The sequence below is a fragment of the Methanocella sp. genome (assembly GCF_035506375.1).
GTDB lineage: Archaea > Halobacteriota > Methanocellia > Methanocellales > Methanocellaceae > Methanocella.
Genome location: NZ_DATJPM010000082.1, coordinates 1 through 23506, shown reverse-complemented (window position 1 = coordinate 23506; position 23506 = coordinate 1). Strand labels below are relative to the sequence as shown.

Here is a 23506-nt window from a genome sequence, read left to right as displayed (position 1 = left end):
TGCGCACAATCCGGTAAAATCCTTTTTAAACCTGCGCCCGAAGCCAACTTATTGGGTTGTATCATGCCAACGCTTATCATATACACTCAGCCGACGTGCGGCTATTGCCAGGAGCTGAAGGATTATCTCCGGGATAATGACATCCAGTTCGAAGAGAAGGACATCACGAAGGACCGGGCCGCGTGGGACGAGCTTGTAAATAAGTATAAGGCCAGGGCCACTCCCCTGGTTGTTTTCGGCGATAAGACGATGCTCGGCTTCAATCCCGACGAGCTAAAAAAGATGCTGGGCGCAGAGCAGGCTCCTGCCCGCTAAATCTTATGGAAAGGGTCTCGGCTCTGAAGGCGAGCCTCCTGTAAATTCCACCAGGTAGCGGGCACAGAGGCCATAGGCCTCCAGGACCAGGCTTTTATCGATGCGCGGCACGCCGCAACTGACGATATGGATATTTTTGGTGCCCATTGTCACTTTGGTATCGTCGGAGTCCCGGTACGGATAAACGGCGATGATCTTCTCCGAGTCCGTGAGCAAGACCTGATTAGCCTTGAGGCCTATGGGCTCCTTCATGCCGATCCCATGGAACGTCTCGCCATCCACGGCAAAGCGCATCGTGAGGCCCCCGCCGAGCTTGTCTGCATCGAAGGCCGCGATGGGCACGCCGCTGGCGGCCGACGCCAGGTTGTACGCGTCCACGGCCGTGTTGATCCTCGGTAACTCACCGCCGGAAAGGAGTCGCCTCACCAGCGCCTCCGAAGCAGGCCTGGTTTTGGTCGGGTCGACGCCGACGCTCCAGAAAAAGTCCCGGTAAGCCCGAAAAACGGGGTCATACTTTACCTTTTCAAGCGTATAACGGGAAGCGATATCCCGGGCGGTCTCGAGCCTTAAGGCTTCGAGGCCGGGGCTTTCGCCGGCGACTGCGGCCGCCATAATGTCGCCCTCGGTTACGCAGATGCCCGGGAATTTTTCCAGTACGGTAGCGCTGAACTCCATGATCTAAAGCTCCCTTAACCGTAGATCTCGTCGTATTTCTGGTACACGATGAATGCGATGGCGGGCATCGTCGCCCTGCTCACGGCGTCGGTATGAATGAGCCGCGCCCTTACGCCGTTCTTATAGAGCGCGACAAAGCTCTTCTGCATGATAAAATCTAGATAGTCGTCCCAGGCTTCTATGGTCTCCCGGACCTCCCGGCAAAACTGGCGGTATTCCAGGTAGGCGCAGAGCAACGTATAGTTCATCTCCTCGTGGATCTCGGGCAGAGTGTCCTGGCCGATGACATTCACGACATCTTCCGAGAGAATGGTGAGACACCCGTAGCGCTCGTCGCCGACGTCGTATACCTTGCCGACCGCGAAGCACCGGTCCGCGCTGTTGATCTCGGCGGCGAACATGGCGCAGACATCCTGTAACAGCGTCGGGTCGTTAACCAGCTCCGCTATGCTTTCCTTCGCCTGCTCGTCGGTGATCGCGCCGCTCTTATTCTCGTCGAAATACGCTTCCAGCGGGTGGGACATTTAGGCCTCGGCCATAGTTTGTCTTTTAATACTATATACTTTATATCGGCCAATAATAACGATTATATCTACCATATGGCATGTAATATCTGATGTCTTTCCGTATGCTCGACCTGAGGCTGGCGCTTCTCGGCGTATGGCTGGTGGCGCTCCTGCTTGTCGTCGTGGTCATCGGGCCTGGCACGCTTGTAAAAGACTGTCAATTGGTTACACCGGAGGGCATTCGCCAGTTCGTCCAGTCATATGGTATCTTTTCTGTCGCGGTCTACGAGCTTCTGCACGCCATACGTCCCTTCACTTTCCTGCCCGTCACGCCGTTCACCATCGCGGGCGGCTATATATTCGGGCAGTTCTACGGCCTGGCCTTCACCACGATCGGCACCACGACGGCCGCGATCATCACGTTCTTTATTTCCCGCTACGTTTTCCGGGATTATTTAAAAAACCGCCTGAGCACCCATTATGCGGGTTTCGATAGCCGCTTTGACAGTGGCGGCATCTTCACCGTGGCGTCCCTTCGGTTCATTCCAGTCCTGCCGTTCGACGCCGTGGGATACGTGGCGGGCGTTTCCAGCATTCGTTTCAGGGACTACCTTATCGGCACCATTATCGGCGAATTACCTGGCGCTATCGTCCTGACCATGCTGGGCAATAGCCTGACCAACATTGCCTCGCCCTGGTTCGCCGTGAGCCTGGTGCTGGCGTGCCTGCTCTTCCTGCTTCCGGAGATCTACCGGCGCCTCCCAAAAAAGCCCGTGCATAAGGGCTAACCACCTGCCCGAATAAGTGAATATAAATCCTACTTCTGACAAATCCTTTAATGTTGATGTAATGGCGCTTCGATTCTATAACACGCTCGCCTCGAAGGTCGAGGACTTCGTGCCCCTTCACGATGAGGAGGTTAAAATGTATGTGTGTGGCCCGACGGTCTATGACTACTGCCATATGGGCCATGCCCGGGCATACGTCGTCTTCGATATTATCCGGCGCTACCTTCAGTATCAAGGCTACCGGGTCACCTACGTGCAGAATTTCACGGACGTCGACGATAAAATTTTAAAGCGGGCGGCGGAGAAGAACGTGCCTCCCCGGGAGCTTGCGGAAAAGTTCATCAACGCCTATTTTGAGGACATGGATCGGCTGAACGTGCTGAGGGCGGACTTTTACCCGAGGGTCAGCCAGAACATTCCCGCCATTATTAAAATGATCCAGGGCCTGGCCGATAAAGGATATGCCTACGTATCCGACGGAAGCGTCTACTTTAGCGTGGACAGGATGGCGGATAAGGTCGGCGTATTATCGCACCAGTCATATGACGCGCTAAAGGTCGGCGCCCGCGTCGAGGTCGATGAGCGGAAGAGGAACCCCATGGATTTCGTGTTGTGGAAGGCCTCGAAGCCTGGCGAAGCCATCGCCTGGGACAGCCCCTGGGGCCCCGGCAGGCCCGGATGGCATATCGAGTGTTCGGCGATGTCGCTGGAGACGCTTGGCCCGAACATCGACATCCACGGTGGCGGTATGGACCTGATCTTCCCCCACCACGAGTCGGAGATCATGCAGACCGAAGCGTATACCGGCAGGCCCCCCTTCGCAAAGTACTGGATACACAACGGCTTTTTGCTCATTAATAAGGAAAAGATGTCCAAGTCCCTGGGCAACTTCTTCCTGGTGAGAGACGTACTCAAGAAGTTTTCGCCTGATGCTGTCCGGTTTTTCATCCTGAATACGCATTACCAGGGCCCGCTCGACTTCAACGACCAGGCGCTTGAGGACGCCGGCCGTGGCCTGGAGCGCATCAGGAACGCCATATCCGGTATCGAGACGCGCATTAAGAGACCGCTTTTCGGAGCACCGACCATCGCGGACGTCCGCGAGCGCCTGGTAGAGAGTAAAAAGCGGTTCGAGGAGCGCATGGACGATAACCTGGATACCAGGGAGGCCATCGCCGAGATCTTCGAGCTCACTCGGGACGTGAACCGGTGGCTCGCCGAGGGCGACATGCCCGCGGACCAGTGGAAGGACGTGCTGGACCTGTATGGCATTTACTCGGACGTGCTCGGCATCAAGTGGACCGGCTCCCTGGAAGACTTATTCGCTTCTGAGCTGCTGCAGCTCATCGTCGATATTCGCGATGCCGTCAGGAAAAAGAAGGACTTCGAAACATCGGACCTCATTCGAAAACGGCTCAAGGAGCTGGGTATCGCCATCGAGGACTCGAAAGAAGGTACAAGGATTAAGCGCTCCTGACGGGAGAATAACGGTTTTATACTTTTTCAGCTTACAACTAAGGTATGGCCCCCCAGCGGCGCATGACGCGCCAGGTGCAGATCGGCCTATCCCACAGCGAAAAGGCCAAAAGGCTCTCCTCCACCGGCTTTTACGAGGAGGCCTTAAAAGAGCTGAACATAGCCCTGCGCGCGTTCGAAACGGAAAACAGAGACGGCCTCTGGGACGATGCGATCGCCGGCGTGCTCAACAATGCCGGCTTCGTCTATATTTTCATGGGCAATTACCAGGGAGCGGAGGACACGTTCAGATCGGCCATAGGCCTGAAGGAGCGCCTCGGCGATAAAAAGTCCCTCGCCGCCACGCTGGCAGGCCTCGCGGACGCCTACAGGGGCCAGTGCCGGTTCGACGATGCGGCTTCAGCGCTCCAGGAAGCCCTCGACGCGGCCGTGGCCATAAAGGATGATAGTATGGCAAAAACACTCACGGCGAGCCTGGACGCGCTGGAGCGCACGCGCTGCGACATGCCCGACGCGAACTATAAAAAAGCCGACTTCGACGAGCTTTATGTGCCAAAGGCCGGCGCCGACGTATCCGCCAGGCTGGCATATGTGAAGATTAAAGTGAAGGCGCCGGACGAGCTGACGGTCGAGGCGGACATTGGCTTCCCGTACCAGATGCAGGACCTGGAAGACGCCGAAGCGCCGCATTTCCCTGCCATTGTGCTCCTGTTCCCGAAGGGCGTGGAAAGTGTGCTGGAAGGCTCGGGGGTCACGGATGAGGAGGAGAATCCGGTCAGCTTTAATGCGTCCGCTTTCGATGGCCTGTTATACGGGCCGGGCTCCTATTGCCGGGGCGGGCCCCAGCCATTGCCCCTATGCAAGCAATATCTGTACACGTTCGGGGCCGGGCACGTCCTGGGATGGCATATCGGCGCGAACGGGTGGTACCATGTGGAAGCTTCCCTCCGAGTAAACCTCGACGCAGGGCTACGGCTTTATATCTGCATGCCCTTCGGCAGCGTTAAATTACGGTCGGCCGCTGTCGCGATCGACAGGCCGTCGGCGTGGGGCGCCGTATTACTTACGGCCGGTAACTTCCTCCAGGGCCGGAGCCTGGAAACGGCCAAACTACCTCATGTCCCTCATAAGTCGCTTTATGAAGGGCCTGCGAAGGCTAAAATAAAGTCCGAGGCGGGGACGACCATGAAATATGGCGTGCTCTGCCTGGAAATGATAAAATAAGATAGTAGTAACGCGTTAATCCGAGCCGGCACGCTTAAAAATCCGTATTTTGCGTGCCTATGGTAAAATACGTAACGTGCCCATCTATTCATGGAAATATCATGCCCGAAGATAAGGACCGCAACGCTAAGAAGAAGGTCATGCCCGACGTCACGCCACCCCGGGAAGAGCAGGGCACGTCGGACGAGATCGTAATGAGCGGACGGGTCTACTATGCGGAGGATAAGTCTACGTGGGCAACGGGCTACGGGAGGCAATACCTGGCGTCTCCCGAGGACATGAAGGACCTGCAGCACGGCACGGTCACCTGGATCGACGCCGCCACGTCGGACAAGAACGTGAACGAGGACATCGACCGCAGGCTGGACGCGATATTGCGGGAGCGGCAGCATAAGAAGAAGCCGCCCGAATATGACTTATAACGGGTGTCACGATGGCTGAGAAGAAGAAAGAGGATGCGAAGAAGCGGAAGAAGAAAAAAGACCATGGCGAAGAGGTCCGGCACGGGTATAACGTGGAGCCGGCCGAGGAGCCCGTCCACGGGCCGACCGGCAAGGACATATTCAAGGTTTGAGGTGAATCACTCTGGCAGAGCGGGAACATAACCGGGGTCACATGGGCTCGAAAGCGCGCCGTGAAGAGCTGGCCATGCGGAAGCGGAAGAGCCCGCTCCAGAGCGGCAACCAGCAGGAAGAGGAGCCTGTGCAGGGTCCGGAAGGGCAGAAGTCCTTCCGCATCTAGGCGGCCTTTCTTTTGCACAAGGTTTATTGTTTTTCGTCGCCTTATACACTTCTAATTTTACGGAGGCATCGCGCTTGAAGATTAATGCATATACCGTAGACGACGTCCCCATGATCCAGAATGGGGACGACCTCGCGGCGGTAGTGGAAGCCAGGACGAAGCTTGAGGACGACGATATCGTCGTATTTGCATCGACCATAGTCTCCAAGTCCGAGGGGCGCCGGTATCTGCTGAACGACATCACCCCGACGACCCGCGCCGAAGAGCTTGCCGTCCTGAACGCCGAGGACCCGCACTTCATCCAGTACGTGCTGGACAATTGCACGAAGGTGCTATGGAAGCACCCGCTTTTAGTCGAGACGGTGTTGGGGAACGTGTGCATTAACGCGGGCATCGACCGCTCCAACACGGAGACCGGTTACATTCTTTTATTGCCGGAGGACCCGAACGCTTCGGCCCGCAGGATACGTGACCGTATTATGGAGCTGACCGGCAGGAGGGTCGCCGTCATCATTACCGACACCAACGGGCGCTCCTTCCGGGAGGGCCAAATCGGTGTCGCCGTCGGCTGCGCCGGCATCGCCGCCGTGCACGATAAGCGGGGCGACATGGACCTGTTCGGCCACGAGCTGAAAATAACGATACAGGGCATCGTCGACGAGGTCGCCGCCTGCGCCAACATGATCATGGGAGAGTCGAACGAGGGTACGCCCATCGCCGTGATCCGCGGATACGAGTACCTGAAGGACGACCTGGGCATTTCCGTGACCTACCGTAAGGATAGGGAGGACTTCGTCAAGCAGGCGTTGCTAGATAAACTGGCGCAAATGGAGAAGCCGCCCTCGGCGAAAGAAAAAGTCAAAAAAGCAAAGGCTTACTGATTTTTCTATTTTTAATCCACCAGCACTTACCAGAAGCCGCATCCCCAGTATGCTGCAGCGTAGGGCCCGAACGGGCCGTAGACTCCCCAGAGCCCTCCATAACAACCGCAATCGATGACCGTCGGCCAGAGCAGTGCATACGCCGGCGCGATCGATATCACTAAAGCTATCGCCGCCAGGCTTAGTACAAACAGTCTTTTTAAATCCATTTGATCCCCCTATGATTACTCGTATTCCATTTACCGATAAATAGCATAGTCGCATAATTAACGGCTCATGAAGAAATCGTCCAGCTTGTCTGGCTGTATGCCATGCTCGATCTTTTTCCTTTCCTTTCTGATCTCCGGGCTGATATATGAGAACTTTTCCGGTAGCCTCGCCTTCGCATACCGCTTATTGCGCCGGCTCTCCACGTTCTGGGAGTCATAGAACGTGTCCCATATGTCGCTATCCGTATCGGGCATGTCGCCCAAAAGCCGCTCGGCCTCTTCTTTCGTTACATTAGCGATTTCGGCCCGGTACCCGAGGGCCCGGGCATTCAGAAGGTAATACTCGGCATGGCACTTGACCACGATGATCCGGTCATTGTTCCGCCGCATGGCCCATTCCATAAAGAGGTCCTTGATGTCGTGCTTCGGTGCGATCTCCACGTAGAGCTTATCCCCGGCAGGCCTGAAGCGGCAATAGGATTTGATACGCTCGAGCTCGCCGGCGGCTTCACGGTAAAGGCGAAAATATTTCCTTGCGGTAGCGTCTTTATGGGCGAGCAGGGCCATGAAGTTCGGATAGTACCGGGCCACCAGCCGGACGAGCTCGTCGGGTATGCACTGGTCATTCCGCAGGGCATAAGTAAGATACGAGCCCAGTGACAGCCCGCGCTGCATGGGATTACACGACGGGACTTTGACCCACAACTCGGCCTTAACGTGGAATGGCACATCCTTGACGACCTCATCCACGTTCAACACGACCTCCCCGTGGTACATGGCCAGCTTTTGCTTAAGCTCGCGGGCGTTCGAGCCACAGACTATCGTGGCGTCGGGGTTCTTCTTGAGCGCTACGGCAGCCCTTAACACGCCGTCGAGGTCTTTTTTATAGCCGATGATCACGCGAACACCTCACGCAAGGCCGTACCCCTCGAGCCTCGACTGCACCTTATTCTTGACTTTAATGAATGGCCGAGCCCTCTTCAGCACGACGCCGATATTGACCAGTTCCACGTAATCGTCGATGGGGCGGCTATTGATGATACGCCGGGCCGTAGTAGGGCCGATCCCCGGGACTTTTATGAGGTCTTCGTATGGCGCCTCGTTCACGTCCACGGGAAAGAAGTCATTGTTGCAGTGGGCGAGGAGCAGCTTCGGGTCGCTGTCGGGCAGGAATCCCTCGTCATCAAGGACAGCGTCCAGGTCCTTTGCACGGAGGCCATAATCCTTTAGCATATACGATATCTGGTATAGCCTGACCTCGCGCCAGACGGGCGACGGCCTGTTCGAGGAAAGCGGCGTCCCGGGCACGGGGTCGAAGCTCATGAAGTATGGCCGGCGCAGGCCGTAGTCGGCCTTAAAGCGGTCGATGGTGTGGATTATTTCTTTATCGGGCTCGTTAGAGGCGCCGACCACGAACTGGGTATCGTTTGCACCGACGATGCCCTCCCCGTATCGCACCTCTTTTCGCCTTTTCAGCACGAGCTCGTGGGTCCACCTCATCCGGTCCAGGATGTCGTGCCTGTAGTCGAAGTTCGGGCATATCTCGTCGTACCGGGACTCGCACGTCGTCTCGGCGTTCACGCCGAACTTGTTGGCGTACAATGATACTTCCCGGATCATGTCCCTGGGCACGCCGGGCATGAGGCGGGTATGGATGTATCCCTTGAATCCCTGCCCCCGGAGCATTTTTAGCACTTCAAGCTGCTTCTGCGTGGTCTTCTCGGGGTCGCCCACGATACCCGAGGATAAGAATAAGCCTTCAATGGCGTTCCTGCGGTAGAGGTCCCACGTAATACGAACGATCTCCTCGGGAGCCAGCGATGTGCGTGTGACTTCGCGGCCGCAGCGGTTCGGGCAGTACAGGCATTCGCCCGAGCAACGGTTGGTCATCAATGTCTTATAAAGCTGGATACACCGGCCGTCCGGAGTAAATGTATGGCATACGATAGTCTGGTTACAGCTATCGTACTTCGTGCCCTCGGATAAGATCTTTATGCGGTCGGTCAGGGAGAAATACTTCTCACTCATCACGGAATAATCGTTTATACGCTTATTTAAAAAAGAAGTAAGAGCACGGCGAAAGTTTTACGTGCTCTTTACTTTATCGCCCAGCAACTCCTTTTATTTAGTGATAAACCATCTCATAATTCAATCTTCACGGATTGTGAACGCCTTCCCATAGCGGCCCACAAGCTTACGGCGATGCCGGCGACAAGCAGGGTGCCCGGAAGAAGCGAAACACCGGGGAATGTGCTGACGTTGTCGAGGAAAAGTACCGCGGCTACCGTAATGGCAACACCACAAAAGGCGGTCCAGTCCCCGCAGAAAAAGTCAAAGATCTCCCACAGGATACGGAGCGGAGCCGGATATTTTTGCGGATCCGCCTCTTTTATATTCGGGTTCACCATCCGCCGGCTTATCCAGCCGATCAGCAGCAGGCACAACAGCAGATAGAACGCGAACAGCACCAGGAGAAACAGATCGGAAAGCGGCCATTCGATGCCGAACCCCTCTCCACTCCAGAACGTGCCAAAGGTCACCAGCATGATGCCCACAAAAAATTTGAACGTATTCTCCGGGATAATGGTAAGCGGCTTGCGCACCGCCACGCCCAGCGCCGTCACGATGAGGAGCGCCATAATGGCGGCGACACTGGCGGTCAACATCCCCTGGTATTGATTCACGTCCCCGGTCAAGCCGAAAGTGATGACGATCACGGCGACCTCTAATCCCTCAAGGAACACACTTTTAAAGGAGGTCAAAAAACCGAGTGTGCTGAATTTGGAGCGATCTTCCCTTATAGCATCAAACTCATGTGTACTTGTCTCGTATATTTTGGCTTCATCGCGCCTGGCCTTAAGCCCTGTATAACGTAAGATCGCCTTTTCCAGCCACTGGATGCCGAAAAGCACCAGGATGACTCCGATCACCATGCGGAGTATATTCAGAGGGACATACTGAAGAGCGCTGCCAAACACAGCGACCAGCACCGCCAATACGGCAAATCCGGCGGCAGCACCCGAAAGGCTGCTCTTCCTGTTGATCGATGTACCGATGGCCAGTACAATGGTCAGGGCTTCAACCCACTCGACTATAGCTGCCAAAAAAACTGCTAAAAAGATAGACCAGATCATGACAACAACACCTATAACAATTGCCTGGCCTGCATTGGCATTACCTTGCCGATATCGTCGACATCGATTTTTAGATAGTAGCGGCACCGGGTGTCTAGTCCCTTCGCTGAGATCTTCACTATCCGGTTCGAGCCTATGTCATTTAGCCTTTGATTAGCCCCAATGCTCGATAGTCCGGGTTTATCAATTTGTAAAGTTTCATTTAATTGTGATAACATGTTAATACCTTGTATATACATCTGTATCATAATAAACTATATAAAAGTTACTATCATATTGTAACATATGTTACAAGGCAAAGATTATATGCTAAATAGATTAGATTATACATTCAATATTAGATGTACATATGATGGTATGAACGATATGGAATGGCTATTAATACTTACCCAGTTGCCCCAGACTCCTTCTAGTACCAGAGTCACGGTATGGAGACGGATGAAAGCAGCCGGGGCTGTGAACCTTCAGAGTAGTGCCTGGGTGCTGCCGAATTCGGCCAGGCATGAGGAATTTTTAAAGGAGATGCGCTCGTTCATACAGTCCCAGAATGGCAGGGCGTTTATATTCACGGTTAAGAGCCAGGACTCTGAATCCGATGATTCCATCGTGGAATTGTTCAATCCATACATCGACAGAGACTATACTGAATTTGCCGAGAGCTGCCAGGCCCTGCTGAATGAGATCGATAAGTCGACAGAGCAAAAAGAATTCGATTTTTCGGAGCTGGACGAACTGGAGGAAGACCTTCAAAAGCTGACGAGCTGGCTGAGAAAGATCAAGGCCCGGGACTTCTTTAAAAGCCAGAAAGGGGATTCCGCCGACGCCTTAATAGGACAGTGCCGTAAAAAACTTCAGGCTTTCGAAAAAATCGTATATGCGAATGAAGGACTTGAAGTACCGGAAGACTCCGATTAAGCCCTATTTTCATTAAAGTGTAATGTTATTTCCAAACCCACCTTTTCCATATTACCTTTAAAATATTATTAGAGGGTACGGTCAGATCCAATTCATCGACAAATATTTGTATCACGATAAACTATATATATGTTATCAATATGATGTAATAATTGTTGCAAGATAAATATTACGTTTGTTAGAAACAAGACTTACATAAAATAGAATGGATGAAGTATGGACGATACCAAGTGTCTTTTACTTCTTACGCAGCTGCCCCAGACTCCTTCGAGCACAAGAGTCACTGTCTGGAGACAGATGAAAGCGTCGGGAGGGGTGAGTGTTCAGAACAACGCCTGGGTGCTGCCAAATTCGGCGAGGAACGAGGAATTTTTAAACAAGATGCGATCGTTCGTACAGGCCCGTGGCGGTAGAGCATTTATTTTTACTGTTAAAGGCCTGGACACTGACTCGGCAAACTCTATCATGGAAACGTTCAATTCGAGTATTGACCGGGACTATACCGAATTTTTCGATGGCTGCAAGGCGCTATTGAGCGAGATCAAAAAGGAGACAAAGCTGAAGAAATTTAATTTTTCCGGGCTGGACGAGATCGAGGAGGACATGCAAAAGCTGACGAGCTGGCTGAGAAAGATCAAGGCCCGGGACTTCTTTAAAAGCCCGAAATGCGATTCCGCCGACGCCTTAATAGGACAGTGCCGTAAAGAGCTTCAAGCCTTTGAAAAGGCCGTATATGCGAATGAAGGTCTTGAAATACCTGATGATGCCGGCTCTTCATAGCACGAGGCCCATCAGCTTGAGAATAATTATACAGGCCGCTCCCGGCACGCCGCATATCGCGCTTATGAGGAGTGTGGGGATATCATAAGGTATGCCCATACTGAACAGGACGTTGGCTACCAGTATCAGTAATAGCCCGCCTATTGTGTTCAATATCAGGGTGACCAGGTACTTCGCTGCAAGCTTCAGCAGCTTCCAGGCGATAAAGATTATAATGATAGCAGCGACAAGGGACGCTGCCGTTATAAGCCATTCCGTCCCGACCATATGTTGAGTATAATGGTGACCGGGGATTTATCTCTTTTTGTTTTTAAAGCTGACTTTAAGGGACTCCAGGATTTTTAAACAATATTTTATTGTTATTTATGAGTTCCAATCTATATCCCGGCATTTTCGATCGGGCTTCGTGTTTTCATGGCCTTTTAATCATAAAAAGTTCGATGATATAGGCGATACTAACACTATATCGCTTTAATTAAATATGGCGATGCTTGCCGGAAGTTATCAGACGTTATTAGCCTTGTTGTGCCACATGCACTGCCCAACGATTAAATACAAATAAATATATTTTTATAATATATGAAAGTCTTCGACATCGTTGACCTGAAGATCGAGAAGCTCGGCGACTCGGTAGGAATTATCTTTCCCCTGGAATACGAAGTGCTGGAGGGGCTGGAAGCAGAGTTCTCGGCGGGCATCGAAGGCGATAAGCTCGTCCTCCTGATCCGGCCGTCGCTGGATAATGCAGTAAAAGAGGTCGTTAGCGAGTTATGGCGTGACCTGCGCATCCTTTTCTCGCAGATCGGAGATATTGGCGAGACACCGTGGGACCAGATAGACATCGTATGGAAGGCACCACACGTCTACGAGGAAAAAGTGCCCATATCGGCAAGCGAGGTGATCGTGCACCGGCATATCCGGAAAGCCTTTGGCAGGGAAGAGTACCTGGCCGGCGAAAAGGAGGACATGCGCAAGAGCATCCACGATACTATCACGAAGCTCACGGAGCTCGCCGCGCTGCGCCTGGGATTCCGGGACGAGCTCTTCGCGCGGGCCTTCGGCCAGGCCGTGGGCAATAACTTTTCCTGTAATATCACGAGCCTCTACGGCATGTACGACGTGGTCTTCGAGGTCTTCAACGAGGAGTTCGTGAAAGTGGACGATGACAAACACTGGAAGCTCACGTCTGAAACCGCGCAGAAAGCCGTTAAGGCTGCCTATGACCGTATACGGTACCTCTCGGAGCATCCGGGGGAATACGAAAAGGAAAAAGCCCGGGTCGAGCAGAAATGGGGCATCTGGGTGAAGCCCGCCTAATGAAGTCTTTTTAGAATCGTACTATGGAGCGTTGAGTTAGCCGCACCCACTACGGAAATGCCGCTTGCTTTCACCGACAAAGCGGAAAGATCTCTGCCTGAATAGTCTGTAAGAATGCCTCCCGCCTCCTTTAGTATGAGCGCCGCGGCCATGATGTCGTAGCCGCTGATGCGGTTCCGCGAGTCAATGATAGCGTCCAGGGAGCCTTTCGCGACATAGCACATGTCAAGGGCGATACTGCCCATGGTGCGGACAAGACATCTTTCCTCGACGAGCGGTATGATATTATCCGGCACCGGGCCGACACCAAAGGAATAGAGCACGTATCTCGGCTTTTCCGGATGCTCCTTCGTGGCCAGGCGCTCTCCATCGTAAAATGCTCCATTATTTTTCGAGGCATAAAAAGTCTTTCCCCAGACGGCTGCCACTGCGCCGGCCGTGATATCGGCGAATGTGGCCCCCGAAACTTTATTAGATAGCGCCAGGGACGTGCAATAATAGGGAATTCCCATGGAGAGGTTCGTCGAGCCGTCGATGGGGTCCATGACCAGCGTATACCCGGGCTCTTTGCCCTCCGGCACGACACGCTCGCCGAGCTCTTCGGAGATGACCCGGGCCACGATGCCTTCCTCGACGATCATGTCGTTCAGCGCCTCTTCCGCAACTATGTCGAAGCGCCTGGTCACGTCGGTCGGCCGGCGGCTCAATATCTGGTCGTAGTCCTCGTGCGTCGACAGGTATTCGGCAGTGCGCTTCTGGATGCTTTCCGCCATGCGCCTGATAAGTTCCAGCTCAGACATGAGTTCCACCAAAATGGGCGAGAAGCACGTCGGCGCCCAGGGCTCCTGCTTCGTTCGCCGGTAATTTTTCCGTATCGAGCGTAACTATAGGGGCCTCAGGAGGCTCGTAAGCGACATTCACGCCAGGCACGGTTGAGCTCCTGCCCGTCGTGCCCTTTTTATAGATATCCTTCGGCGCGTTCCCGCCCCCGCGGGCTTCCTCGCGCTTCACGGCCAAGTCCAGCGGGCATTTGACGTATATCTCTGCGTAGTCCGGTATGAGTGTCCGTGCCACATCCCTGTATTTTCTCAGGTTACCGGTAGCATCGACGATGACGTTCACGCCTTCGTCGACGAGTAGCTTAGCCATATATGCTATTGCTGCATAAACGATGGCCCGCTCTTCCAGGCTATACGCGGGCTGCGGCGTCAGGACCTTGCGCACGTCATCGATGTTCAGGACTTTCACGTGCACGCCCTGTGCCCTCAGGATATCCGCCATGACCCGGGTCACCGTGGTCTTGCCGCTTCCCGGGAGTCCCGTAACCCAGACTGCCCAAGCCATGCCCTCACCGCTTCAGGTATCGATTGACGTTCATGTAGTCGAACTCGTCGGCGTCAAGGATGTTATCGATAAAGTTGAAAAGCTTAACCCGGATATTCGGCTTTAAGCCCGGGTACCAGAGCGGGCTTGCCACGACGAGCGCCCGGAATACGTAGAAGGGCTGGATATACTTCAGCATATCGAAATCGCCGCTCTTGATAAGGTAGTTCTCGATGAATTTAACGAACATATCTTTGAATTCGCCCTTGAGCTCCCCGTACTTTTGCAGCGAATAAAAAAGATAGTTCATGCTCATGCAGGAGACGTCGTCCGCCGGCTCGCCGTACTCGCCGCGGCTCCGGTCGAGTACCGTGAAATCGACGCCGTTCCTGAACATGATGTTCCACGGGTGGAAATCGCCGTGGACGACGCAGAGACGGTGCACCTTATCGTGAAGCTTCCAGCGCCACTCGACGCATTTCTTCTCCATCTGCTCGAAATCTCTCGCCGAATAGTACCCGAAGTCCGCCGTGTAGCTGTCGACGAGGCCCATGATGCACTCGCCGGAGCCGATCAGGTCGCGGATACGGCGGTGGTATAAAACAGGGTCGTCGTTCTTCTGGGAATGGATGTAGACGAGGTAGTCGGAAAGGGCCAGGGCCCGGTCGATATCGAGTGGCTGGAAATAATGCGTATCGCGAATTCGGTCCAGGTCCCGGTAATATTCGAGGCCGCCCACCCGGTCCATCAGGATGAAAAACTCGTCGGCCTCGCCGGCGCTCCGGAGGCCGCCGTATTTAGTAAAAAAGCCCGCGTCTAAAGATCTTACATGCTTCGGCAGCGTGTTGAAGGCCATGTTCTGCCAAAGGATAGCCGAGGCACGGTCGGCGAACGTATCGTGGCCGAAGCCCTTCTGGACCTTCATCGATGACAGAACGGAGGACCGCATCTCGCCCTCGACGATGTAGTCTACGGCGTACGGCTTGCCATAGCCGAACCCTTTTAGCTCTTTTTCGCCTGGCTCCGGCCCCATCGGGATGATCCGGACCAGCCGGACAGGCTTGCTGAAGACCTCCGACAGGTAATTTTCGACCTCTTCCCTGTATTCCGCCATCAAAATGAGACAATGTCCTGGAACATCATATATCTATTGAAAATGTCGTCGCGGGTAATCTTTTTAAGCTTGTTGAGGCTGAAGTCTTCCGCATTATAGGAGGCGATGGCGCTGCCGAAGATGATCGCCTTACGCATGTTCCTGGGGGAGGTGTCCTCAGTCCGGGCCAGCCAGCCGATGAAGCCGCCCGCGAAGGAATCGCCCGCGCCCGTCGGGTCGACCAGCTTCTCCAGCGGGTACGCCGGCGCGCTGAAGCAGGCCCCGTCGGTGAACATTAGCGCGCCATGCTCGCCTTTCTTGATGATGACCGCCTTCGGGCCCAGGTCGAGGAACGAGCGCCCGGCGTTCACCAGGTTCGGCGAGTCCCAGTACTGCCGGGCCTCCGCATCGTTCAGGACGACCGCGTCCACCTTTTCGATCATCTTCGTGAGCGCTTCTTTCTTATTGTCGATCCAGAAGTTCATGGTGTCCATCATGACGAAACGGGGTTTCTTCATCTGCCTGTAGACCTTCATCTGGACTTCGGGGTCGGTATTCGCTAAAAATAAATATTTAGACTGCCGGTATGCCTCCGGCACTTTCGGGTCGAACGTGGCCAGCACGTTGAGCTTCGTGTCCAGCGTATGGGCCTGGTTCATGTCGTACTCGTAGAAGCCCGACCACCGGAACGTATCGCCCTTCTGGACATCGATGCCCGCGGTGTCGACGCCCATGCTATTCAGGAACGCCAGGTATTTCTTCGGGAAGTCCTTGCCAACAACGCTGATAATGCCCGTTTTGGCGAACTCGCGGGCGGCGACGGAGGAATAGACGGCCGAGCCGCCCAGCACCTCTTTGACCTCTCCGAAGGGGGTCTTAATACTGTCCAGGGCTACCGTGCCCGATATGACCACGTCGACCATGCCACGGCCCTCTTATGTGCCCATGCTCCAGGAGCTCAGGTATTTCTCCTGCTCTTTCGTTAATTTCTCGATGCTAATGCCCATGGTCTCCAGCTTCATCTTCGCCACTCTGTTATCGATGGCCTCGGGGACCTTATAGACCTCGTTCTTGAGCTTCTTGTGGCTCTCGACGATGTACTTGACCGACAGCGCCTGGTTCGCGAAGCTCATGTCCATGACCTCGGGCGGGTGGCCGAACGCCGCCGCCAGATTCACCAGACGGCCTTCCGCCAGGACGTAGATCCGGCGCCCGTCGTCCAGGACGTACTCCATGACGTCGTTCTTCACTTCTTTGACCTTCTTCGCCATCCTGCCCAGGTCCTTCAGGTCGATTTCGACGTTGAAGTGGCCCGAGTTGCAGACGATGGCCTGGTCCTTCATGAGCCTGAAGTGATCCTTTCGTATCACGGAAATGTCGCCCGTGACGGTGATGAAGATGTCGCCCTCCTTTGCGGCCTGCTTCATGTCCATGACGCGGTAGCCGTCCATGGCCGCCTCGAGGGCTTTGCGGGGGTTGACCTCGACGACGATGACGTTCGAGCCCATGCCTTTCGCCCGCATGGCCACGCCCCGTCCGCACCAGCCGTAGCCTACGACGACTAAGCTCTTGCCGGCCAGTAGCACGTTCGTCGCGTTGATGACCCCGTGGAGAGTGCTCTGCCCGGTGCCGTACCGGTTGTCGAACATCATCTTTGTCTCGGCGTCGTTGACCGCTACGACGGGGTACTTAAGCGCGCCGTCGCTGGCCATGGCCCGGAGCCGTATGACGCCGGTAGTAGTCTCCTCGCAGCCGCCGTAGATGCCTTTCAAGTATTCCTTGTGCTTCGAATGCACGGTGGCGATGACGTCGGCGCCGTCGTCCAGCGTGACGTTCGGCTTTATCTTTAAGGCGGCCTCGATGTTCTCGTAGTACTGCTTCTCGTTCTCGCCCCTTATTGCGTAGACCTTGACGCCGCCCTTCGCCAGGGCCGCGGCTACGTCGTCCTGCGTGGACAGCGGGTTGGAAGCGGTCAGCGCCACGCTGGCGCCGCCGGCCTGAAGCGTCGAGATGAGGTTCGCCGTCTCCACCGTGACGTGAAGACACGCGATGATGTTAACGCCCTTCAGGGGCTTTGTCTTATGGAATTCTTCCTTGATGTAGTTCAGCACCGGCATGTGGCGACGCGCCCATTCGATGCGCTCGGCACCCTGCTTTGCCAGCTTTATGTCCTTAACGACGTAGTCCTTCATAATATCACCATGAACTTCATGTTAAATAAATCAGATATTTTGTTAACGTATAACAATAATATACTATTTTAACTTTTCTTCATGTTATGTATGTATTGAATTATTTTAACTTTATGGAAATACTTAAGTAACGGTTTGGCTATATATTCATTTGGAGGCTTTACGCGAAGTTAAGCCATATTATATTGGCAGGATTTATGCTTAACTTGCCGTAAAATCGCATGATCGATGCAATCGACCGTAAGATCTTAGCGGAATTGGCAAAAGACTCGAAGATACCGCTGGCTAAAATCGGGGAAGAGTGCGGCATAACCCGGCAGACGGTGGCGTCACGCATAAGAAAGCTGGAAAAGGAAGGCGCTATCAAGAAATATAAGGCCGTGATCAATTACGAGAAGCTCGGCCTGCGCTCCTATTTTATACTGTTTTTAAAGCTCGACGTCTCGGACCAGGAGAAGGCGGCGGAATTCATCCGCTCGATCAAGACCGACCCGAGCGTGCTCATGGACGTCTCCATCACGGGGGAGTGGGACGTCATGCTGCTGCTGGCCTTCTGCGATGTGAAGGAGTACGAGTACTATACGAACGACCTGCGAGCCCGCATGGGGCCCATGCTGAAAGACAGCAAGAGCCATGTCGTGCTCAATTTCTATAAAAACACGGACGATTACGTGCCGGGTGCCTAACCTTGCCGCTTACTGTGCACATGCAGGCCCGATAGATATATTCGGCGTAAGTCTCCATCTCGACATCGGCCAAGACTATGGCGGCCTCGGCGTGATGAAGGATGGCAACCTTTGGATTTGACAGAATCAATTTATATAATAAATGCATATTTTTAAGGTATGAGCGATATCTCTGTTATAGTTTATTCCAGGAGTGGAAATACAAGGAAAGTGGCGGACGCCATAGCAGAAGAGCTGGGTGTTAAGGCTGTAGATGTCAAGGCATCGCATCCAGACGATGCGAAGATTATGTTCCTGGGAACCGGGACATATGGCAGTAAAGCGGGTGAAGATATGATGAAATTCATTGAGTCGGGCAACTTTACAGGCCGCAAGGTAGCCATTTTCTATACGTCTATGAATCCCCATGGAAATCAAAAAATGGAAAATACCTTGTCGGATGCTTTAAAGCAGAAGGGCGCCGCTATACTAGGTATATATCATTGTCAGGGCAAAACTTTTTTATTATTTAATAGAAGCCATCCCACTCAAGAGGAATTAGATAACGCAAAGAAGTTCGCAAAAGAAATGATCAAATCGAGTTAAACCAATCCTCATTTTTTATATTTTATTTTCTCATTGCTCTTTCTCAGATATTAAATGCACACGATTTTACAAACCCTTCTTTAGCACCCGCAGACTTTACAGAACCCTTGATACGTAACCTATATATACTAGTAACGTGTAATATCGGATTGTCGATATCGAATGTCCGATAAATAATCGATATCATACATTCGATACCAAGAGCATAAAAATGATTTCAATAAAAATATGCCATATCGGTAATACGATAGGTGAGAAAAAATGAGCGACATGAACGATCTATGGAGAAAGCTCAGCAAGCTGGGCCGGTACGGCGGCTACGGAGGACTAAGGTCCTGGGTCCTGTACATGCTCGGCGAGCGCCCGATGAACGGGGCAGAGATCATGGACAGCATGGAGTCCATGAGCTATGGGGCCTGGAGGCCGTCCCCTGGCTCGATCTACCCCCTCCTGAGCAAGATGGTGGAGGAAAAGCTGATCACCAAGAGGGAGGATGGCAGGTATGTCCTCGCCTCCGAAGGATACGACCGCATCAACTTCTTTGGTGAGAACGTGGACAAAAGGCCCTACTCCGTCGGCAACATTCTGACGGATTTCGACAACTATCTCTCCTATATGGAGGACCTGCAGAAGGATAAGGTCCTGCCATATGAGGATAAGCTGGGCAGGATCATCGAGAGGATGACAAGGCTGAAGGAATCGCTGCACAAGTAACCGGGATGATGACACATGGAAGAGCCAGGATTTGACGATTACTCGAGAATGGGACGGGAGATCAAGGACAGAGCCCATGACATGGAGCACGCCATCAGGCACATGGAGCATGATATAAGGCACGTCGAGCGCGAGCGCATGCGCGCGATAAAGAACGCCATGAAGAATGAGATGGGAAATGCCCGCAATTCATCCCCCGGCCCGCGCACGGTGGAGGAAGTGCTGGTCGAGATCGACAGCTATCTGTCGTACCTGGAGGATCTGCCGGCCGAAAAGCTGGCGCCTCACGAGAATAAGATCAACGATGTCGCCGGACATCTGGAAAAGTTGAGAAGCTCGCTGACGAGGAAGCCTTAGAAGCTGCGGCGGTCATATCGATGGTCCATGAGCCATATTCGATAAAAAATGTCGTACGGGAGATCCAGTACGACGTCGCGTACCTGGAGGATGCGCCGGATGAGATGCTGGCGCCCTTCGTCGAAAGCCTGGGCATCATCGGGGAGCGGCTACTGAAACTAAAGGAGATACTTTCGCGTCAATAACATTGAAAATATGCAATAAACGGGTGATGTAAAATGGTATTCGGAACGGTCATCTGGACCTTCGTCTGCGCCCTTTTCGGCGCCATATTCGGCTATATCCTGGGGCTCATGATCGAGCTCTTCCCGGGCGTAAATGCTGCCCTTCTCAACGGGCTTCACGTCACAAGCATGCCCGCGCTGCTGGCGGCCCTTGGCCTCGTGGCCGGCACGCTCCTGGGCATACTCATCAGTGCCCTGGTATATTATGCCTGGACGGGCAAGTACGCAAAGTATTTCCACAACTGGAGCCACGGCGATGGCCGCAGGTACGTGCATGGCCACCATCACTTCAGGAGATATGGACACTACTATGAAAGCGCATGCGGCCCCTGGTCCAATCCGGTCGAGGACAGCCTCTCCGAGATCGACGGCTATGTCTCCTACCTGGAGGATATGCCGAAAGACCGGCTGGAGGCATGCGATGAAAGGATCAGCAGGCTGAACGAGCGCCTGTCGAATTTAAAGGCGTCGCTGAATAAAAACAGGAGCGGCTAAAGAAATATCAGAAATAGGAGGGACATGTCATGTTACTCGAGAGCATGAATGGGATTAGCGGCATGCTGGCGAATGGAGCATTAGAGCTCGTCAGGAATATTCAGGCGTTCGCCGTGCAGATAATCGACTTGCTGGGCGGCACGCGGGGCATCGAGTCCCTGCTCGTGATCGGGTTCACCATCGGCATGTTAGCCTGTCTCTACGAGATCAAGAAAATCAATGGGTGATATCATGGTAATCGGAACAATAATCAGAAGTATATTCGGCGCCGTCTTCGGCGCGATCTTCGGCTTCATCATCGGCTGGCTCATGGAGCATTTCCTGCCGAACTTCAATAACGCGCTGCTCGCGGGCCTGCATGGGCTAACGGGCATCGGCAGCATCCGCATGGCCGGGCTGCTGGCTGCCATCGGGTTCATCGTGGGTATCCTGGGAGGGCTCATACCCCGCCACCACTGGCATCACTGGCTATAGACCGAAAAATATGAAAGACTATTGAGTCTATATTAAAAATTTTTTAAAGGATGAAAATCGCTAACTAAGTGGGCACTATCGGAGAGATGAGAATGACAGAACCGGTCATTAAAGTGGATGCGCTCGTCAAAAAATATGGTAACTTCATGGCAGTAGACGGCATTTCCTTTACCGTCGACCAGGGCGAGGTTTTCGCCTTCCTGGGCCCGAATGGTGCGGGAAAGACGACGACCGTCGAGATCCTGGAGACGCTCAGGACGCCGACTTCCGGCAGCGTCAGCGTCCTTGGCATGGATATCCGCAGGCAAGAGCAGAAGATCAAGCAGAAGGTCGGCGTGATGCCGCAGAGCTTTAATGCTTTCGACTGGCTGACCGTCCGGGAGAACATCGAGTATTTCGGCTCGATGTACTCGAAGACCGTCGACATCGACCACCTCATCGAGACCTTCGGCCTTAAGGATAAGCGCCGAGAACTCTTCAAGAACCTTTCCGGCGGCCTGAAGCAGCGCGTCGGCATCGCCCTGGCGCTGGTCAACGACCCGGACATCGTGTTCCTTGACGAGCCCACCACGGGACTGGACCCCAGGGCGCGGAGGGACGTGTGGGAGGCCGTCCGGGAATTAAAGAATCGTGGAAAGACCGTGTTCCTCACGACCCACTACATGGACGAAGCGTATTATCTTGCGGACCGCATCGACGTCATCTTCAAGGGCAAGATCGTGGCGGAGGGGACGCCGGAAGACCTGATCAATAAGTATGGCGGAGGGAATACGCTCATCATACGTGACTGTTGCGAAAAAGCGAGGGAACAGCTGGTCAGGGCGATACCCGGCAGCCGGATCTCGGGCAGCGACATCCTCACGAAGCTGCCTCCCGAAGACGGAATGGCAAGTATCGCCAAAGCCGTGTCCATTCTCAATAACGGCGACCTCTCCTGTAAGGAGATATACGTGAAAAAGTCGACGCTCGAGGACGTGTTCCTGAACCTGACGGGCGAGAAGCTCACTGAGGAGGCGTCGTAGATGTCGAGGATCGTATCCGACGTCAAGTACAGCCTCATCGCCTACTTCCGGAACAAGGGCGCGCTCTTCTGGACCCTGATCTTCCCCATCATCCTGTTTCTGTTGATGGGATATCTGTTCGGCGGCCAGTCCGGCCCCCTGGAGCTCTACTATCAGGATTCTGACGGCTCGCAATTATCCCATTCCTTCGTCGGCGCCTTAAACCAGACGGGCGTGTTCGACTTGAGGGATGGCGCTGGAATGGACCTGGCCCAATCGCTTAAAGATGGCAAGATATCGGCGTATATCGTGATACCGTCCGGGTTCGAGAAGAGCGCCATGGCGGCGAAGGCCGGCAGTAACGTCTCGAATGCGGGGCTTGAGGTCTATTACGATAAATCAAAGTCCACTTCCGGCATCGTCATATCGGTCATCGAGCAGGTCGTGAACGGGATGAACATGGCCCTGGCTGGCGCTAGGAACGTCATACCGGTCACATCGCAGGACGTCACGACGTCGAGCATGAGCTTCGTCGCCTTCCTCCTCCCCGGCATCATCGGCATGACCATCATGTCATCGGCGGTGAACGGGACCGTGTCGACCACGGCCAGGAATAAGGCCACGGGCGTATTCCGGAAGCTGGCTACGACCCCGATCTCCCGGCTGGAATGGAACGCGGCGAAGATCATCAACCAGACCATCATCCTGATGCTCTCGATATCCATATCGCTGATCGTCGCCTGGCTGGTTTTCGGGATCGTGCCGAACATCAACGCGGTGTCCGTACTGATGATCATTTTCGGGTCCGCCGTCTTCTCGGGGCTCGGTATGCTCATTACGACGTTCGTCAAGGACGTGGACTCGGCGGAGAACGCCGCGAGCGCCATCACCTTCCCGCTTATGTTCGTTTCCGGCTCATTTATATCGGTGGACAGCATGCCGTGGTTCCTGCGATACCTGGCGGACGTGTCGCCGCTGACCTACCTGAATAACGGCCTCAGGAGCTCGATGATCACGGGCAACTACGGCGATGCCGTGATGAATTTGATCATCGTCGCCATACTCGGGATCATCCTCTTCGTCGTAGGCGTATCCCTGCTGAAGTGGAAGGAAGACTAAGCCTTCCACTCGCCTTTTTCAAAAAGTAAATGCTATGTTGAATTGCTCCCGTATTTTAAGCTTTTTAAGGGCACGGAGGACACTATTTCTCACCACAAAGGCACGAAGAGCACGGAGGCTCACAAAGTTTTCTTTTAAATGTTTCGCTGATGCGAATTCGAGCAAGTTACAAAGGTCACATAGCCGGTTCATTGGCGATAAGGGCACGAAGGATACAAAGACACAATGGAATGAGAAAGAGCACTTTTTACCATCGTGCCTTCATATCCTTTGTATCTTAGA

General features: G+C 53.9%; 33 protein-coding genes. 21 read left to right on the top strand and 12 right to left on the bottom strand.

Annotated elements, in window-relative coordinates; all coding sequences use genetic code 11:
- The first annotated feature begins 63 nt into the window (after positions 1-63).
- The gene (locus VMC84_RS11520) at positions 64-315 is read left to right on the top strand and encodes a glutaredoxin family protein (protein ID WP_325380780.1); all 252 of its coding nucleotides are present in this window, start codon (positions 64-66) and stop codon (positions 313-315) included.
- Positions 316-318: 3 nt separating this feature from the next.
- Here the strand turns inward: VMC84_RS11520 and VMC84_RS11515 are convergent, their stop codons facing one another.
- Both VMC84_RS11515 and VMC84_RS11510 read right to left on the bottom strand, forming a co-directional pair.
- Positions 319-990 carry a B3/B4 domain-containing protein gene (locus tag VMC84_RS11515; RefSeq protein WP_325380778.1) on the bottom strand — a complete coding sequence of 224 codons (672 nt, stop codon included), beginning with the start codon at positions 988-990 and terminating at the stop codon, positions 319-321.
- Positions 991-1004: 14 nt separating this feature from the next.
- Entirely contained in the window at positions 1005-1514 is a 510-nt protein-coding gene (locus VMC84_RS11510) for a hypothetical protein (RefSeq protein ID WP_325380776.1), read from the bottom strand.
- Between the two features lie 92 nt (positions 1515-1606).
- On the opposite strand from VMC84_RS11510, the gene VMC84_RS11505 reads away from it, so the two are divergent.
- From VMC84_RS11505 to VMC84_RS11475, 7 genes are all read left to right on the top strand, one after another.
- On the top strand, positions 1607-2284 hold the full coding sequence (locus VMC84_RS11505) for a TVP38/TMEM64 family protein (protein ID WP_325380774.1): 678 nt from the start codon (positions 1607-1609) through the stop codon (positions 2282-2284).
- 61 nt (positions 2285-2345) lie between these two features.
- Positions 2346-3761, top strand: coding sequence for a cysteine--tRNA ligase (gene cysS / locus VMC84_RS11500; protein ID WP_325380772.1), 1416 nt, complete (start codon positions 2346-2348; stop codon positions 3759-3761).
- Positions 3762-3805: 44 nt separating this feature from the next.
- A complete protein-coding gene (locus VMC84_RS11495) occupies positions 3806-4984 on the top strand; it encodes a tetratricopeptide repeat protein (protein WP_325380770.1) in 1179 nt (392 codons plus the stop codon).
- A 101-nt stretch (positions 4985-5085) separates the two neighbouring features.
- The gene (locus VMC84_RS11490; protein WP_325380768.1) at positions 5086-5406 is read left to right on the top strand and encodes a hypothetical protein; all 321 of its coding nucleotides are present in this window, start codon (positions 5086-5088) and stop codon (positions 5404-5406) included.
- Between the two features lie 11 nt (positions 5407-5417).
- Positions 5418-5558, top strand: a complete 141-nt coding sequence (locus VMC84_RS11485; RefSeq protein WP_325380766.1) for a hypothetical protein — start codon at positions 5418-5420, stop codon at positions 5556-5558.
- 41 nt (positions 5559-5599) lie between these two features.
- Entirely contained in the window at positions 5600-5725 is a 126-nt protein-coding gene (locus VMC84_RS11480) for a hypothetical protein (RefSeq protein WP_325380764.1), read from the top strand.
- A 74-nt stretch (positions 5726-5799) separates the two neighbouring features.
- Complete coding sequence (locus tag VMC84_RS11475; RefSeq protein ID WP_325380762.1) at positions 5800-6606, top strand: coenzyme F420-0:L-glutamate ligase; 807 nt, start codon at positions 5800-5802, stop codon at positions 6604-6606.
- A gap of 26 nt (positions 6607-6632) precedes the next feature.
- Here VMC84_RS11475 and VMC84_RS11470 read toward each other — a convergent pair whose 3' ends face one another.
- From VMC84_RS11470 to VMC84_RS11455, 4 genes are all read right to left on the bottom strand, one after another.
- The gene (locus VMC84_RS11470; RefSeq protein ID WP_325380760.1) at positions 6633-6815 is read right to left on the bottom strand and encodes a hypothetical protein; all 183 of its coding nucleotides are present in this window, start codon (positions 6813-6815) and stop codon (positions 6633-6635) included.
- Between the two features lie 57 nt (positions 6816-6872).
- Positions 6873-7715 (bottom strand): DUF4130 domain-containing protein, encoded by an 843-nt coding sequence (locus tag VMC84_RS11465; RefSeq protein WP_325380758.1) that lies wholly within the window; start codon positions 7713-7715, stop codon positions 6873-6875.
- A gap of 9 nt (positions 7716-7724) precedes the next feature.
- Entirely contained in the window at positions 7725-8843 is a 1119-nt protein-coding gene (locus VMC84_RS11460; protein WP_325380756.1) for a helix-hairpin-helix domain-containing protein, read from the bottom strand.
- A gap of 113 nt (positions 8844-8956) precedes the next feature.
- Positions 8957-9949, bottom strand: coding sequence for a hypothetical protein (locus tag VMC84_RS11455; protein WP_325380754.1), 993 nt, complete (start codon positions 9947-9949; stop codon positions 8957-8959).
- Between the two features lie 285 nt (positions 9950-10234).
- Here VMC84_RS11455 and VMC84_RS11450 point away from each other — a divergent pair, with 285 nt between their 5' ends.
- Both VMC84_RS11450 and VMC84_RS11445 read left to right on the top strand, forming a co-directional pair.
- Positions 10235-10864 (top strand): Chromate resistance protein ChrB, encoded by a 630-nt coding sequence (locus VMC84_RS11450; protein ID WP_325380752.1) that lies wholly within the window; start codon positions 10235-10237, stop codon positions 10862-10864.
- 216 nt (positions 10865-11080) lie between these two features.
- On the top strand, positions 11081-11644 hold the full coding sequence (locus VMC84_RS11445) for a Chromate resistance protein ChrB (protein ID WP_325380750.1): 564 nt from the start codon (positions 11081-11083) through the stop codon (positions 11642-11644).
- Here the strand turns inward: VMC84_RS11445 and VMC84_RS11440 are convergent.
- Complete coding sequence (locus tag VMC84_RS11440; protein WP_325380748.1) at positions 11639-11911, bottom strand: pro-sigmaK processing inhibitor BofA family protein; 273 nt, start codon at positions 11909-11911, stop codon at positions 11639-11641. The two genes, VMC84_RS11445 and VMC84_RS11440, sit on opposite strands and share 6 nt — an antisense overlap.
- 312 nt (positions 11912-12223) lie before the next feature.
- On the opposite strand from VMC84_RS11440, the gene VMC84_RS11435 reads away from it, so the two are divergent.
- Positions 12224-12961, top strand: a complete 738-nt coding sequence (locus tag VMC84_RS11435) for a hypothetical protein (protein WP_325380746.1) — start codon at positions 12224-12226, stop codon at positions 12959-12961.
- Here the strand turns inward: VMC84_RS11435 and VMC84_RS11430 are convergent.
- From VMC84_RS11430 to ahcY, 5 genes are read right to left on the bottom strand one after another with little or no spacing between them, the layout of a single operon-like run.
- Positions 12958-13761, bottom strand: coding sequence for an inositol monophosphatase family protein (locus VMC84_RS11430; protein WP_325380744.1), 804 nt, complete (start codon positions 13759-13761; stop codon positions 12958-12960). The genes VMC84_RS11435 and VMC84_RS11430 overlap by 4 nt on opposite strands.
- Positions 13754-14305 carry an adenylyl-sulfate kinase gene (locus VMC84_RS11425; RefSeq protein WP_325380742.1) on the bottom strand — a complete coding sequence of 184 codons (552 nt, stop codon included), beginning with the start codon at positions 14303-14305 and terminating at the stop codon, positions 13754-13756. Before VMC84_RS11425 ends, VMC84_RS11430 begins: the two co-directional genes overlap by 8 nt.
- A gap of 4 nt (positions 14306-14309) precedes the next feature.
- Positions 14310-15398: a phosphotransferase family protein gene (locus VMC84_RS11420; RefSeq protein ID WP_325380740.1), complete on the bottom strand. Its 1089-nt coding sequence runs from the start codon at positions 15396-15398 to the stop codon at positions 14310-14312.
- Entirely contained in the window at positions 15398-16300 is a 903-nt protein-coding gene (locus VMC84_RS11415) for a PfkB family carbohydrate kinase (RefSeq protein ID WP_325380738.1), read from the bottom strand. Before VMC84_RS11415 ends, VMC84_RS11420 begins: the two co-directional genes overlap by 1 nt.
- A 12-nt stretch (positions 16301-16312) precedes the next feature.
- Positions 16313-17569 carry an adenosylhomocysteinase gene (gene ahcY / locus VMC84_RS11410; RefSeq protein WP_325380736.1) on the bottom strand — a complete coding sequence of 419 codons (1257 nt, stop codon included), beginning with the start codon at positions 17567-17569 and terminating at the stop codon, positions 16313-16315.
- Positions 17570-17790: 221 nt separating this feature from the next.
- Here ahcY and VMC84_RS11405 point away from each other — a divergent pair, with 221 nt between their 5' ends.
- The 10 genes from VMC84_RS11405 to VMC84_RS11360 all read left to right on the top strand — a co-directional run bounded on the left by VMC84_RS11405 (position 17791) and on the right by VMC84_RS11360 (position 23224).
- Complete coding sequence (locus VMC84_RS11405; RefSeq protein ID WP_325380734.1) at positions 17791-18255, top strand: Lrp/AsnC family transcriptional regulator; 465 nt, start codon at positions 17791-17793, stop codon at positions 18253-18255.
- Between the two features lie 159 nt (positions 18256-18414).
- Positions 18415-18840: a flavodoxin family protein gene (locus VMC84_RS11400; protein WP_325380732.1), complete on the top strand. Its 426-nt coding sequence runs from the start codon at positions 18415-18417 to the stop codon at positions 18838-18840.
- Positions 18841-19101: 261 nt separating this feature from the next.
- A complete protein-coding gene (locus VMC84_RS11395; protein WP_325380730.1) occupies positions 19102-19554 on the top strand; it encodes a PadR family transcriptional regulator in 453 nt (150 codons plus the stop codon).
- 15 nt (positions 19555-19569) lie between these two features.
- Entirely contained in the window at positions 19570-19911 is a 342-nt protein-coding gene (locus tag VMC84_RS11390) for a hypothetical protein (protein WP_325380728.1), read from the top strand.
- A 20-nt stretch (positions 19912-19931) separates the two neighbouring features.
- The gene (locus tag VMC84_RS11385) at positions 19932-20096 is read left to right on the top strand and encodes a hypothetical protein (protein WP_325380726.1); all 165 of its coding nucleotides are present in this window, start codon (positions 19932-19934) and stop codon (positions 20094-20096) included.
- Positions 20097-20129: 33 nt separating this feature from the next.
- On the top strand, positions 20130-20630 hold the full coding sequence (locus VMC84_RS11380) for a hypothetical protein (RefSeq protein WP_325380724.1): 501 nt from the start codon (positions 20130-20132) through the stop codon (positions 20628-20630).
- Between the two features lie 29 nt (positions 20631-20659).
- Positions 20660-20857, top strand: a complete 198-nt coding sequence (locus tag VMC84_RS11375; protein ID WP_325380723.1) for a hypothetical protein — start codon at positions 20660-20662, stop codon at positions 20855-20857.
- A 4-nt stretch (positions 20858-20861) separates the two neighbouring features.
- Entirely contained in the window at positions 20862-21104 is a 243-nt protein-coding gene (locus VMC84_RS11370) for a hypothetical protein (protein WP_325380721.1), read from the top strand.
- Between the two features lie 92 nt (positions 21105-21196).
- Positions 21197-22126, top strand: a complete 930-nt coding sequence (locus VMC84_RS11365) for an ABC transporter ATP-binding protein (RefSeq protein WP_325380719.1) — start codon at positions 21197-21199, stop codon at positions 22124-22126.
- Positions 22127-23224: an ABC transporter permease gene (locus VMC84_RS11360; RefSeq protein ID WP_325380717.1), complete on the top strand. Its 1098-nt coding sequence runs from the start codon at positions 22127-22129 to the stop codon at positions 23222-23224.
- The last annotated feature ends 282 nt before the right edge of the window (positions 23225-23506 follow it).

Coding starts and splice junctions, on each gene's coding strand:
- VMC84_RS11395 (WP_325380730.1), top strand. CDS start 19,102: ATGAGCGACATGAACGATCTATGGAGAAAGCTCAGCAAGCTGGGCCGG.
- VMC84_RS11360 (WP_325380717.1), top strand. CDS start 22,127: ATGTCGAGGATCGTATCCGACGTCAAGTACAGCCTCATCGCCTACTTC.
- VMC84_RS11415 (WP_325380738.1), bottom strand. CDS start 16,300: ATGGTCGACGTGGTCATATCGGGCACGGTAGCCCTGGACAGTATTAAG.
- ahcY (WP_325380736.1), bottom strand. CDS start 17,569: ATGAAGGACTACGTCGTTAAGGACATAAAGCTGGCAAAGCAGGGTGCC.
- VMC84_RS11385 (WP_325380726.1), top strand. CDS start 19,932: ATGGTCCATGAGCCATATTCGATAAAAAATGTCGTACGGGAGATCCAG.
- VMC84_RS11420 (WP_325380740.1), bottom strand. CDS start 15,398: ATGGCGGAATACAGGGAAGAGGTCGAAAATTACCTGTCGGAGGTCTTC.
- VMC84_RS11440 (WP_325380748.1), bottom strand. CDS start 11,911: ATGGTCGGGACGGAATGGCTTATAACGGCAGCGTCCCTTGTCGCTGCT.
- VMC84_RS11470 (WP_325380760.1), bottom strand. CDS start 6,815: ATGGATTTAAAAAGACTGTTTGTACTAAGCCTGGCGGCGATAGCTTTA.
- VMC84_RS11510 (WP_325380776.1), bottom strand. CDS start 1,514: ATGTCCCACCCGCTGGAAGCGTATTTCGACGAGAATAAGAGCGGCGCG.
- VMC84_RS11485 (WP_325380766.1), top strand. CDS start 5,418: ATGGCTGAGAAGAAGAAAGAGGATGCGAAGAAGCGGAAGAAGAAAAAA.
- VMC84_RS11400 (WP_325380732.1), top strand. CDS start 18,415: ATGAGCGATATCTCTGTTATAGTTTATTCCAGGAGTGGAAATACAAGG.
- VMC84_RS11445 (WP_325380750.1), top strand. CDS start 11,081: ATGGACGATACCAAGTGTCTTTTACTTCTTACGCAGCTGCCCCAGACT.
- VMC84_RS11405 (WP_325380734.1), top strand. CDS start 17,791: ATGATCGATGCAATCGACCGTAAGATCTTAGCGGAATTGGCAAAAGAC.
- cysS (WP_325380772.1), top strand. CDS start 2,346: ATGGCGCTTCGATTCTATAACACGCTCGCCTCGAAGGTCGAGGACTTC.
- VMC84_RS11390 (WP_325380728.1), top strand. CDS start 19,570: ATGGAAGAGCCAGGATTTGACGATTACTCGAGAATGGGACGGGAGATC.
- VMC84_RS11455 (WP_325380754.1), bottom strand. CDS start 9,949: ATGATCTGGTCTATCTTTTTAGCAGTTTTTTTGGCAGCTATAGTCGAG.
- VMC84_RS11435 (WP_325380746.1), top strand. CDS start 12,224: ATGAAAGTCTTCGACATCGTTGACCTGAAGATCGAGAAGCTCGGCGAC.
- VMC84_RS11450 (WP_325380752.1), top strand. CDS start 10,235: ATGTTACAAGGCAAAGATTATATGCTAAATAGATTAGATTATACATTC.
- VMC84_RS11480 (WP_325380764.1), top strand. CDS start 5,600: ATGGGCTCGAAAGCGCGCCGTGAAGAGCTGGCCATGCGGAAGCGGAAG.
- VMC84_RS11495 (WP_325380770.1), top strand. CDS start 3,806: ATGGCCCCCCAGCGGCGCATGACGCGCCAGGTGCAGATCGGCCTATCC.
- VMC84_RS11515 (WP_325380778.1), bottom strand. CDS start 990: ATGGAGTTCAGCGCTACCGTACTGGAAAAATTCCCGGGCATCTGCGTA.
- VMC84_RS11505 (WP_325380774.1), top strand. CDS start 1,607: ATGTCTTTCCGTATGCTCGACCTGAGGCTGGCGCTTCTCGGCGTATGG.
- VMC84_RS11520 (WP_325380780.1), top strand. CDS start 64: ATGCCAACGCTTATCATATACACTCAGCCGACGTGCGGCTATTGCCAG.
- VMC84_RS11370 (WP_325380721.1), top strand. CDS start 20,862: ATGGTAATCGGAACAATAATCAGAAGTATATTCGGCGCCGTCTTCGGC.
- VMC84_RS11425 (WP_325380742.1), bottom strand. CDS start 14,305: ATGGCTTGGGCAGTCTGGGTTACGGGACTCCCGGGAAGCGGCAAGACC.
- VMC84_RS11365 (WP_325380719.1), top strand. CDS start 21,197: ATGACAGAACCGGTCATTAAAGTGGATGCGCTCGTCAAAAAATATGGT.
- VMC84_RS11490 (WP_325380768.1), top strand. CDS start 5,086: ATGCCCGAAGATAAGGACCGCAACGCTAAGAAGAAGGTCATGCCCGAC.
- VMC84_RS11460 (WP_325380756.1), bottom strand. CDS start 8,843: ATGAGTGAGAAGTATTTCTCCCTGACCGACCGCATAAAGATCTTATCC.
- VMC84_RS11430 (WP_325380744.1), bottom strand. CDS start 13,761: ATGTCTGAGCTGGAACTTATCAGGCGCATGGCGGAAAGCATCCAGAAG.
- VMC84_RS11375 (WP_325380723.1), top strand. CDS start 20,660: ATGTTACTCGAGAGCATGAATGGGATTAGCGGCATGCTGGCGAATGGA.
- VMC84_RS11380 (WP_325380724.1), top strand. CDS start 20,130: ATGGTATTCGGAACGGTCATCTGGACCTTCGTCTGCGCCCTTTTCGGC.